The 11,508-nt window shown below is 52.9% G+C and carries 9 protein-coding genes; 4 read left to right on the top strand and 5 right to left on the bottom strand.

Annotated features, from left to right (window positions below; all coding sequences use genetic code 11):
• Positions 1 to 78: 78 nt before the first annotated feature.
• The 5 genes from KIH39_RS14685 to KIH39_RS14665 form a co-directional block, all read right to left on the bottom strand.
• Entirely contained in the window at positions 79 to 378 is a 300-nt protein-coding gene (locus KIH39_RS14685) for a hypothetical protein (protein ID WP_213493989.1), read from the bottom strand.
• Positions 379 to 480: 102 nt separating this feature from the next.
• Complete coding sequence (locus KIH39_RS14680) at positions 481 to 936, bottom strand: hypothetical protein (RefSeq protein WP_213493988.1); 456 nt, start codon at positions 934 to 936, stop codon at positions 481 to 483.
• A 45-nt stretch (positions 937 to 981) separates the two neighbouring features.
• Positions 982 to 2,538 carry a protein-disulfide reductase DsbD family protein gene (locus KIH39_RS14675; RefSeq protein ID WP_213493987.1) on the bottom strand — a complete coding sequence of 519 codons (1,557 nt, stop codon included), beginning with the start codon at positions 2,536 to 2,538 and terminating at the stop codon, positions 982 to 984.
• 107 nt (positions 2,539 to 2,645) lie between these two features.
• Positions 2,646 to 3,188: a protein-disulfide reductase DsbD family protein gene (locus tag KIH39_RS14670; protein ID WP_213493986.1), complete on the bottom strand. Its 543-nt coding sequence runs from the start codon at positions 3,186 to 3,188 to the stop codon at positions 2,646 to 2,648.
• Between the two features lie 155 nt (positions 3,189 to 3,343).
• Complete coding sequence (locus KIH39_RS14665; protein WP_213493985.1) at positions 3,344 to 4,705, bottom strand: BBP7 family outer membrane beta-barrel protein; 1,362 nt, start codon at positions 4,703 to 4,705, stop codon at positions 3,344 to 3,346.
• A 222-nt stretch (positions 4,706 to 4,927) separates the two neighbouring features.
• On the opposite strand from KIH39_RS14665, the gene KIH39_RS14660 reads away from it, so the two are divergent.
• From KIH39_RS14660 to KIH39_RS14645, 4 genes are all read left to right on the top strand, one after another.
• Positions 4,928 to 6,211 (top strand): tetratricopeptide repeat protein, encoded by a 1,284-nt coding sequence (locus tag KIH39_RS14660; protein WP_213493984.1) that lies wholly within the window; start codon positions 4,928 to 4,930, stop codon positions 6,209 to 6,211.
• A 616-nt stretch (positions 6,212 to 6,827) separates the two neighbouring features.
• Entirely contained in the window at positions 6,828 to 7,952 is a 1,125-nt protein-coding gene (locus KIH39_RS14655; RefSeq protein WP_213493983.1) for an Lpg1974 family pore-forming outer membrane protein, read from the top strand.
• Between the two features lie 55 nt (positions 7,953 to 8,007).
• The gene (locus KIH39_RS14650) at positions 8,008 to 9,513 is read left to right on the top strand and encodes a TolC family protein (protein WP_213493982.1); all 1,506 of its coding nucleotides are present in this window, start codon (positions 8,008 to 8,010) and stop codon (positions 9,511 to 9,513) included.
• 342 nt (positions 9,514 to 9,855) lie between these two features.
• Positions 9,856 to 11,412: an efflux RND transporter periplasmic adaptor subunit gene (locus KIH39_RS14645; protein WP_213493981.1), complete on the top strand. Its 1,557-nt coding sequence runs from the start codon at positions 9,856 to 9,858 to the stop codon at positions 11,410 to 11,412.
• The last annotated feature ends 96 nt before the right edge of the window (positions 11,413 to 11,508 follow it).

Here is an 11,508-nt window from a genome sequence, read left to right as displayed (position 1 = left end):
AGGCCCTGCTTCGGCAGGGCCCTCTTTTTTTAATGTGATGATGGGGGGTGGGTTTTCAAACCCACCCCTTTCGCATTCTTACTTGCTGCTTTCGGTGCAGCAATCAGCGCCCACTTCGCAGCAAGCCGAGCCTGCGCCACAGCAGGATTTGCTCGTCGCCGAAGTAGCTTTCACCGACTCGCAGCAAGGCAAACCTTCAAGGCAACAGGCCGCACCTTCATAGCAGCAGTTTCCATACGATTCGCAGCAAGGCGAACCTTCGAAGCAACAGGCCGCACCCTCGGTGCAGCAATTTCGGTTGCTGGAACTCGCACCGCTGAAACCCAGGGTAATACCCATCATCAGAGCGGCCGAGGCCGCGATTAGTTTCGTAATCATGGAATTCATCTCACTTGAAATAGTGTCGAACAAATCTTGGTGTCAGGAAGCCTAGCTCCTGAACGACGAGGTTAAAGATCCAATTTGAGAATCTACTGTCCGTTAACAGCGTAAGATCTGCAGCAAAGCGAGTGAATCGCGAAGAGCCATCGGCCAGGGGGGCCGCTCGAATGCGAAATCAAGGGGAGTTAGATTTTCAGTTGTCGGATTTTGAACGAGATAAACCCAAACCCCATCCCATTGACTGAGATTCCAGCTCAGTTCCGCCGAGGTATTTGCGGGCGGAATGTTCAGATCCACCTGAGTGATCTGTCCCTGGCAGGGGCACTTAATCGGACTTTCTTTGGGCGGAGAGGGCTGCGGTTTAGCAGGATGGGTCGTCTTGGCTTTTTCGGCCTTGCAGAAAGGGCATTCATCGACTGGCTCCGCTTCCGGCGTCGCTTCAGAACTGAAATTCAACGGTTCAGCAGCGGCCAGTGGCTTCAAAATACAACAGCAGAGCACCGGCCCGAAAAGGCTGAAAATGGTAAACCAGACGCAGAAGAGACTTCGCAACATGCTTATTAAATCATACCTTAATTTCGATCTCGGGTCAATTCCAGCCTATTTTTCGAGAGGTTTCTTGAGGAAGTTAACGAAAGCCTCTACATTGTTGATCTTGCCTTCCTCGTAGGTGCCCACCAGTTGATACTTTCCCCCCTCAACCGGCTTCAAAATCGCGTAGGTTGGCAACTGAATCGTATTCAGCACCTTCTGTTGAAATTCCAGAATCGCCTCGGCATCTTTCTCCCGCTTCTCGTCGGAGGCCGTGCCTTCGTAAAGATTCGCTGGAACCGTATCGGTATACATCTGCACGTTCAGATACTTCTTCATCAAATCGGCCACCGCCGGTTTCGGGAAAACGTTTTTCTCGTTGAGCCGGCAGTTCGTGCAGGTGACACCTGTGAAATCGAGGAAGACCAGCTTGTTCTTACGACGGGCTTCTTCGAGCGTTCGTTTCAAGTCGGACGAAATGATGAGGCCGGTAGAGCTGGTTTCTTCCGACTCCGGCAGTAGAAACGCATCCACCCAGGCGAACACGATTCCGGCCGGGCGATTTTTCTCACCGTTTTTGCCCGGGAATAAAGCGGGAAAAAGATAGGCCGCCAGGGAGAACGCCGCAATGGCGAAAAATAGCCGAAAAACGCCGATGTGCTCCATCGGTTCGTCATGAGGGAGCCGATACATCGCCAAAAGATAGAGCCCGGCCAGCAATAAAAGGGCGATCCAGATACCGAGCACAAAATCGTAGGTGAAAAGCACAGGTGGGCTATACCAGCGAATTTCCGCTGTGCGAAGGAATTTGAGGGCCGCCGCCATTTCCAAGAAGCCCATGAATACCTTCACAGTATTCATCCAGGAACCGCTCTTGGGCAGTTTCTTGAGCAGACTCGGAAATAGCGCCAAAAGGAAAAATGGGGCCGCGAAGGTGGCGGCGAATACCAATCCGCCGCTATAAAGTTGCAGCCGGCTCATCTTACCCGAGGCAGCCAGACCGGCAAAGCCTCCCATAAACGGGGCGACGCAAGTGAAACTGACGATTGTAAACGAAAGCGCCATGAAAATGGTGCCGAGGTAACCGCCACGACCTTCTTGGGACGATGTAGCCCGCACCAGAAAGCTCGGCAGCACAATATCGAACATCCCGAACAGGCTCATGGCGAAGAAGACAAAGAGAAACGCCAGAGCCACGTTCACCCAGGGATTCACGGCCAGGTCGCGAAACTCCTTGATCAAGGTCACGGCGGCCACACCGAGCACGATCACGATCGTGGCCGTATAGACTGTGGCGAGTGCCAGCGGATTCGCTTTTTTCTTCTCTCCCTGCTTCAAAAAGAAGCTCACGGTGATGGGAATCATCGGGAACACGCAAGGTGTCAGGAGCGTGATTATGCCAAACGCGGCGGCCGCGAGTACGAAAGCGGCGAAAGTAGCCGTGTTCGATTCCTCTTTCACAATATTTTCGGCGATGACATCCAGATCCGGTTTCAGATCCCGGGTGGCCGGGAGTTTGAAGCCAATTTCTGCCAGGGCCATGTCCTGCGCGCTGGCTAACTGAGGGAGAGCAGCCAAAGTGAGCAGGGCGGCAATCAGCACCAGCGGATGGAGTTTTGAAGTCATGATTCGCCAGAGAGTATGTGGAACAGCGAAGGTATTAACAAGAGACGGGTATCAGGCTTGTGCATGATACCCGTCTAAGATCTTAGATGCTGTCGATGGGATACTGGTTACTTTTTGAGGGCCTTAGCTACATCCTCTTTGTACTTGGGATCGACCGGCACGGGTGCGCCGGAGACATTCAAGCTGACTTCCAGAGGAACTTTTTTCGGCGGAAGGCAATTATTCTTGTCGCAGGTCAGTACGGTGAACGTGAACTTGGTCGTCAGTTTGCCCGCTGGAGCATTAGGAGAAATGACCACCTTTTTTTCCCAGACGCCTCCACCCGGATAGTAGTGCATGGCTTTGATTCCCAAGTCGGGTTCTTCTTTAATGGTGGGATTGGCTGGTTCGATCATCTTATCCACGAATACCAAGGGGCCATTGGGATCGAACAACACTTTATTCACTTGATCCTTGGCGGCCTTATCCTGCTGTACAGTTGGGTAGGTATGCCATTCGGGATCCATCTCGGCCTTGATTTTCAGGGTGACTACCTGGCCCGGCTTGGCGTCCGCAGGCTCGAAGGTCGCACTGACCTTCAGATGCGGCTCGCCGGCTAGAGTTATAGAGGCTAACCCGCTAAAGAGGAACAGGCTGAGAAGATGCTTCATAGTAACCTCAGTTGGGTGAAACTGGCGCAATTCGGCTCTCTAATAATCTATCGAGAATTCAGTCCCATACAGGAAATCTTACAGAGAAAACGCGAACAGGCGGCGGAGAACCGGAGCCCTCCCACCGCCTGTTAATTGTGAGCAATTTTATGCGATTAATAAGACAGAGTTAAGTTGATTCCGATCGATTGAGCCGTGAAGTCGGATCGATCGAGGTAAGTCACGGGAGCCGGGCCGCTGCCGCCGACGCCGTAATTGGGACTGCTGGGCACGATGCCGGAATTAATCTGACGTGCCAGGAGTTGATCCGGTGCCCGGACAAAACTGCTGACGTACATCAAGGAATACGTCAAATGGATCTCGACCCCCGGGATAATCCGGTAACCAATCGAGGCATTCAATTCGGGCATGACTGCAAAGTTAAATTTGTCGAACGAGCCGCTATTGCTCGGCTGAGCAAGCAAACCGCCCGGCGTTCCTTGAACGTAGACATTGTTTCTCAAGAGCGTCGTGGCTCCGTAAATATCGACAACTTCTTCGTTCGCACCGATGGCGACCTTACCCGCCACATCGAACAGGAAGTTGCTCAATTCCCCGTGGAACTGCAAGCCGAGATTCCATCCGTAGAAGTGATTGGCCGCCACTACGTGATCGAGAACACTGGTGCCGTACCCGGCACCGAAGGCGTTGCCGAGGTAGAAGATACTGCCTGGACCAATTGCATTCGATGAATCCCGAATGTTGTAGGTTTCATTGAAATACAGATATTTGAAACCGGTCAAGAAACTCAAATTGAAAGTGGAATCGCCGAAGATACTGCAAATCAGCGGATTCACTTCTGCACCCCACATCCGTACCGTCGATTGAGTGAGGTAACCGCCGGTGTTGGCGCCGGGGAAGGAGAGCAGTCGAACATCCTCGGTTGCGAATAGAGTATCAAAGAATGGTCGTGAGATTACAGGATTACCGTTTCCGTCGGACTGGGCCATGTACGTAGACTTCTGGCTGAACATCCAGAGGAAGCTGAGGTTGGATCCGTAGCTATGGTTGTCGTCGTACCAGACTCCGAAGTTGAGCTTCATTCCGGGAGTCCAGTTCCCGTAATTGGTACTGTTTCCCCCGAGCAAGGATGTGGCGGGTTGGTTGAGGACGCCGAGAGAATTGGTATCTCCGACTGTCCCCACGGGAATTCGGACAGAACGATTGGGAATATCCCACAGCAGGTATTCGAAGCCGGCATAAATGCGGCTTGTATCGGTGCTGCCGCTGGTAATAGACGAGCTGCCGCTCGACGGGCTGCTAAACGGATTTGGAGGAGAACTGAGGCCACTGACGCCGGAGGATCCGGACATTCCTTGGATGTTGCTGGCCGGGACACTCATCGTGGGCATCCCCGAAGCACCGCCGCCAACGATGTTTTGTGCGTGAACCTGCGTCGCCCCCAGGCCCAGCGTGAGTGCCAGCGCCGCGCGAAAAGCATTTTTCAGCATGGGAATATTCCCGGCTTGAACGATCATGATTTCCCCCCCCAGTGTGGGACCAAATAGGTACGGCTCCCCCACCGTTGGAGCGTCGCATAGCCGAACTTGCGTAAGATGTCGATAGGAATTTCGAGGTGTCGAAAAAGAAAAAAGCTTGTTCGAGCCGAATTTTCGCCCGGTAGGCTATCGAAAGGACGTTTTCGACTTGCCTTAATTGCCCGATCGACCGGGAGGCCGAATTTCACCGGAAGCTTCAAAATGCGCTATATTCCTCTACTTGTCCTGCTTCTACTTCCCGCCTACTGTCAGGCCGGCGTCTACTATTCCAAAGAGATCTATGCTGATCTTCCCGCCAATTTTCGGGGGTTCCTGCTCGACCATCGGGCGCTGCGGACCATCGGCATCACCCCCACAGATAAATTCCCTGCGACTCTTCAGCGGGAACAATACGAAGCCGCCGCAAAACAGTTGAGGGAACTAGCCAAGTCTCGCAGTCTCTCCGCCGAGGAAGCGGCCGATCTGGGTGCGGTACTGATCCGACTCAATCGATTGACCGAGGCTCTGGATTGGTTGCGGGAGGCCGCTCGACAGCATCCTAAAAACTTCGCCATCGCAGCGAATCTGGGTACGGCGTGGCAATTAACCGGGGATTTGAATCAGGCCGAGAAGCAATTGGAGGAATCCGTTCGCCTGGCTCCGGAGAAATGGAAACCTTATGAAGCGACCCATCTGAAACTGATCCGGCTGCGAAAAGCGAAAGCGACCCCTCGAGATAACTTTTTCGGCATAGACTTTACCGGTAGCTTAAATCGTCCCACGGCGGGACAAATCGACCCGGAACAAAAGAAGAAACTACCCGCCAACGACGTCGCCCTGATCGAACAGCTTGCTCTCTGGCTCCCTTCGGATGGCCCACTTCTCTGGCAAATGGCCGAGTTAGCGAACGCGCACGGCGATGTGCGAACCGCGGCCAGCATCATAGAAGGTTGCGTCAGCGAGTTTGGCATGGGGCAGGGGGATATCCGCGAACGGCGGCGTATCTACAAGGAAGCCGCCGACGAGATCGCTAAATTACCCGATTCGGAACATGCGAAATTCCGGTCCGATATCAAGTTCCTGAGTGCTCGTCCTCTCGTGCGCCGAATCAATCCGGCGAACTTACCGGAGATTAAAAAAGGAGCCATCAATCTCCTGCCTTGGCCGGCCTTGGGAGAGACGACCATCCAAAAGCCTTTCAAAATTCAGTATCTTCCCTATCTTGAAAAATTAGACGGGACGACGGTGACGATCACCGGTTTTGAGTTCAGCACCGCCGAGGCCGTGGAAATCAATAATTTCCTGCTTCTGGAATTTCCGATAGGGTGCTGGTTCTGTGAAAGTCCGGAGCCGACCGGGTTAATCCAAGTTGAATTAGCGGCCGGCAAGGCGACCACATTGCAGCGCGGGCCGGTGCAAGTGGTGGGCAAACTGGTACTTAATAAAAATGATCCCGAAGACTACGTTTTCACGCTGAAGGATGCGAAAGTCAAAGCGGTCGACTAAATAGCATCGAGCGGGACCCGAAGAAAGTGCAGACGAGGTGGACGCTTCCTCGGATCCCGCGCGAGCCGCCTTGGACGACAAAGGCGAATTCGGAATTGTTAGCTAGATGGCCAGCTACGGGCACACACTATGCCATATCGATAATTTTTTTCTAATTGTTTTTAAGTACCTACCAAATCTATACTTGCGTCGAAATAATTTTTTTGGCGATGTCTGGATGTGCTTCTGACAGCGCCGGAAATTCCGAAGGGCTGTCTGAAATTACGGCGCCTGTTCGATGGGACTTCGCGATTGGCTGACGCTCGCTGCCTCAGCACCTTTAATAGAGTGGGAAGGAATGTCGATCGCATGTCGTCTTAGTTTTCTTGTAATTGTTCACCCTGTTGAACTGGCCTTATCTATTCTGCGGAGTCCATTACCTATCTTTTCCAGACTAACGACTGCCAGATAAAATAGCGAGATTGAGTCACCAAATGGGCAAAATAGAAGATTTCAGTTCAACGAGCTGAAATCTTACGTTTTCTTTTAACTTGAATCTTTTAACACTTTTTAAATACAGCCCTTCCTCCTGATCTGCCGATTATACCGCTTGTATCGATTGGATGAGGGGTCAAATATGCGCACCTGGCTAATTTCTCTATGTGCTCTCGCTTCATTGAGCGAGGCGGTGGCTCCGCCGAGTGCTCTGGCCCAGACTCTCAATACGCCAGCACCCACCGTTAACAATACAACGGCCATATCGAACGGCTTGCCGGTAATTCCCGCGGCCCCGACCAATCAAACTCAAACTCCCTTGCAGTCGTCCCCGCCCGCGGCGGCGGGAATGGGTAACACCTCCAGTGCACTGCCGCCCACCAATACCAGTTGGTTGATGAACGCTCAGATTCCCCCTTCACCGCCCTGGGGACCGGTTCTGATCGACAGTTCGGAAGTCTCCAGCTGGTACGGCGGGTTTGAAATTGGATTCCTGAAACCAAAACTGTTCACTTCGCTGACGACGCCAGCTGCGTTCAACGGCCCGGTGATTTCTCAGACGGTATCCAGTATCGACTGGGCCGGTGCCCCCAAGCTGACCGCCGGGTACCGGCTCTCGGAGGGAATGGGCGAACTGCAGCTCAGCTACCGCCTCTTAGCCTCTTCGGGAAGCGAGACGCTGGGCGTTTACGATACCGCCGGACCGGGGCTGATTCGCAGCCGGTTGAATGCAAATACCATCGATCTCGATTACGTAGCCCCCGAATTTCTGGGTGAAGGACGCGAAACTTCGCACAGTTACTTCCGCTACTTGAGCTTCGGCATCGGTTTGCGAGTGGCAACACTCTACTTCGATACGCAGGGGGCCGGACGACAACTGCTGAATCAGGATATCAGCAGCATGTTCACCGGTATCGGACCGCGAACTTTCGTCGAATGGAATCCTGCGCTGACTGACAACGGCCTCGCTCTCCATACCCGTTTGGAAGCGAGTGGGGTGGTCGGCTCGATCGATCAGAAGTTTTACCAGACCGCTTTGAATGCCGGGATGCCGCAAGCGGCCGCTTATAACACTGGCAGCCATAACACCGGGGTCGGCATCGGCAGCTTTGAAGCGGGTTTGACCTATACGCCTCTGGGGTTTGAGAATCGCCTGCGCTTCACGCTCGCCTACAGCCTGGAACAATGGTGGAACGTTAACACCGACGACTCGAAAGCAAAGCTGTTTCTGCAAGGAATCGTAGCCCGAGCGGAGTTCTCCTATTAAATCTCGATTCTCTAACACCTGGTTTCGAGTTCGTTCGGAAAGCGGAGAGGGTCTCATGTACAGCCTGATTCGAAAAGGATTGCTGGCCGCCTCAGCAGGTGCCATCGGCGTGGGATGCGCACAAGTGCCGCGAGCCAACACCTCCGCTCCGGAGATCCCGACGGCCACCACATCCTTGAAGCCGGCTCTCTCGTCCGCTTCTGCACAAGTACCCCCTTCGGTGGCCGGAACCACCACTGCCCCAGTGGTTGCCAGCTCGGGTGCAAAACCCGCCGCCGTGCTGGTCGAGCAACCTATCGGCATGAAAACTCAGCTTCCGGCGGCGAGCGATATCCGGCAAACCAGCTTCCTGCAGACGGAAGTGAAGAGTTTGGTCGATGCTTCAAAAAGCAATCAACCTCTGACGCTCGAGTATTTCGAAAATCTGGCCGATCAGATGAACCCGATCATGAAGCGGGACCGGGCGGCCATCGACTCTTCCAAAGGATCGGCAATTCAGGCCGGTGTGATGCCCAATCCGCAATTCAACGCCAATAATCCGTTCACCTATAACGGCCGCAATACCACGTTGAACGCCGGTTTCACCCAGGAAATTCCCGTGATGGGTAAGAAGCGGCTCGATCAGGCCGCGGCCAACGAAGCGACTCGACAGGCGGAATTGACCTATAAGCAAAATCGGCTGTCCCTGCTCGCTCAAGTCCGGCAGCAGTATTATCAGGTGCTGATCGATCAGAAGCGCATCGAAGTTCTGAAAGAGATCGTGGAAATCGTTAAGAAATCGTACGAGACCGTGGAGAAGATCAAGAAGGCGGGGGATAAAGCGACCTACGATGTTCTGGCTTTGAAAGTCGATTACGATACCACGCGAGCGAAGCTGAAAAATGCGGAAGCCATTCTCGATGGCGATCGCAAGCAACTCGAATCTCTTGTCGGTGTGCCCGGTTGTGTGACTGGCACGCTGATCGGAAATGTCACGGGGCCTTATCCTGTATTCGATGAAAAAGCGGTGCTGCTATTCGTCACTCAGGAGCACACTCAGATCAAGGCGGCCCAGTCGGTCGTACAGCAAAATCGTTTACTGCAACGCCGAGCGGAGATCGATCCATACCCGAATCCCACCATTGGGCCAGCCTACCAGTTTGGCCTGGTGCCCGGTCAACAAAATACCGATCAGTTCTGGTTGAATCTGAGCTTTACGATTCCAGTATGGGATCGCAACCAGGGGAATATTCGGGCCGCTCGGGCAAACGTCTCCTCGTCCATCGAGAATATCGATTCAATTCGTCTGACGTTGGTTAACCAGGCTGAGAATCTCCTGAGCCAGTATCTGGCGGCCAAGGAGACGGTGGATAGCTTCGAAAAGGGTATTCTGGCAGACTCTAAAGAGGCGGCCCGTCTGATAAAAGCCGGCCTGGATAACGGTATCTTTGACTTCGCCACTTATCTGCAGATTCAACGAACGGCCATTCAGGCTAATAGCGACTACATTGATGCCCTGCAGAATCTTTGGACAAACGCTGCCCAGCTTTCAGGCTTAATGCAGATGGAGAAGTTTCCTTAAAGCCGAGTTTACGTCACAAAAAAAAATATTTGAGGATCTGTTCGCGAATGAAGAACAGAGCCTCTATTCTGACTTCCGGCTTAATACCTATTTTTTTAGTTGTCTGCCCAAATCGATAGCAAATCTTCACAATTGCTGAGGTCGTCTGCCGACCTCTGTGGTTTCCAGTCGACCACTCCTGGCGTGTTTTCGCTCAGATTCAATTTCAATCGAACAGATAATACCCAAGAAACGTAAGTGATTTGGTTACCATGGATTGCTAGCGACCAGCTCCAGGAGTTAGGCGCATAAATTGCAGTGCAGTGAATACCAACTGCAGAAAATTCTGATTAAGGTTTTTTAATGGCTGAGAACAAGCGTTCTATTGGAACTTGGCTCAAACGGGGTCTAAAGCCGGCGATTTTCGTGGCCCTGGTGGTAGCGGTTTGTTTCAACTGGTCGTGGCTCACTGAAAAATACGAATCATTGAAGCCGAAAACCGTAACCGCGGAAAAGCACGAAGAACCAAAATCGCTGGTTGAGCTGGCTCGAGATAAAGAAGGCAAAGTTATCAAGGATGCCATCATTCTCGATAAGGAACTGCTCACTAGCCCAAGATTCACCCTGGCCAAGGTGGAAGATTCCCCCGCTCCCGAAGCGCTGAAACTCCCGGGCACCACGATTCTCGATCCGAATCGATTAGCTCGAGTTCACAGCCTGTTTGCGGGTCAAATCACCAAAATCGGTCTGAAAGGCGACAGCTCCAGTACCTCCGAACGGCTTTCTATAGTTCCGGAGAATGGCTTGCGTCCCGGCGATTACGTGAAAAAGGGTCAGATCCTGGCCGTCGTGTTCTGCAAGGATATCGGCGAAAAGAAAAGCGAACTGGTCGATCAAACTTCGCAAATGATGGCCGACAAGCGAGTTCTGGAGCGATATCTGTCGGTTGAAACGGGCATTGTGTCCCTGAATCAATTAACCACGGCCATTCGCTCCTTCATGCAGGATGTGATTGCCGTGGGGCGGGCGGAACGCACACTGCGTTCCTGGCAGTTGACCGAGGAAGAGATTGCCGCCGTGAAGCGGGAAGCCGAGAGAATGGATTTTCTGAACAAGGAAGTCGAACGGCTCAAAGGCGATAAAGCCCCCGTGATAAAACTGCCGGATAGCAAAGGCGTGGCGGATCTCGAAGTCGAACGAAGCTGGGCGGAAGTCGCTATTCGAGCCCCTTTCGATGGAAAAATTGTCGAGAAGAATGTGACGATCGGCGATATCGTCGATCCGACGGTGGATCTTTTTAAAATCGCTAAACTGGATCGGCTGCAAGTGCTGGTTCACGCCTATGAAGAAGATCTTTTCAAAATTCAACAGTTGGAGCGAATCTCGCGTTGGGACGAAACCTACCCGACCAACAATAGCCCGGGTGTGGAAATGGAAAAAGAAATTGCCGCCAAGCACCGCAGCTGGCGAATCACCTTCCAGGCTAATCCCGCCGCTGGCGAGGAAGTCGGCGCCTTCGATAAACTGGGGTCTGTGATCGATCCCGCTCAGCACACCGGTACCATCACCGGCTGGGTCGATAATTTGAAGGGCAACCATTTCGTGGGCGAAGCGGTTTCGGCTGCAATCAACCTGCTACCCGATCCCGATCTGGTTGCAGTACCTACCGAAGCGATAGTCGAGGATAATGATGGTCCCGTCGTGTTCGTAAAAACGGGAGCTGACAATGAATTCACTCGTCGAATCGTGTCAGTGGCCGTTCGCGGTCGCGAAAAGATTTTTCTGCGGAAGGTTCCTTCGACCAAAGATCAGAAGAACGGCGCGGAAGCAATCAAACCGGGCGAAATCGTCGTTCAGCGGGGAGCCCTGGAACTCGCTGGAGAGTTGCAGAACCTGCAATCGCAAAGCGACAAGAAATAATTAACCCGCTGGGAATCGCATAATCGTTATCGCCAGCCCTTCATATGTGGGGCTGGGAACTCGGTTCCCTTTCGAATATCGTCCCGCATCCTAGAG

Origin of the sequence: Telmatocola sphagniphila (genome assembly GCF_018398935.1) — a bacterium.
Taxonomy (GTDB): Bacteria; Planctomycetota; Planctomycetia; order Gemmatales; family Gemmataceae; genus Telmatocola; species Telmatocola sphagniphila.
This window is presented reverse-complemented; position numbering and strand designations above follow the sequence as displayed.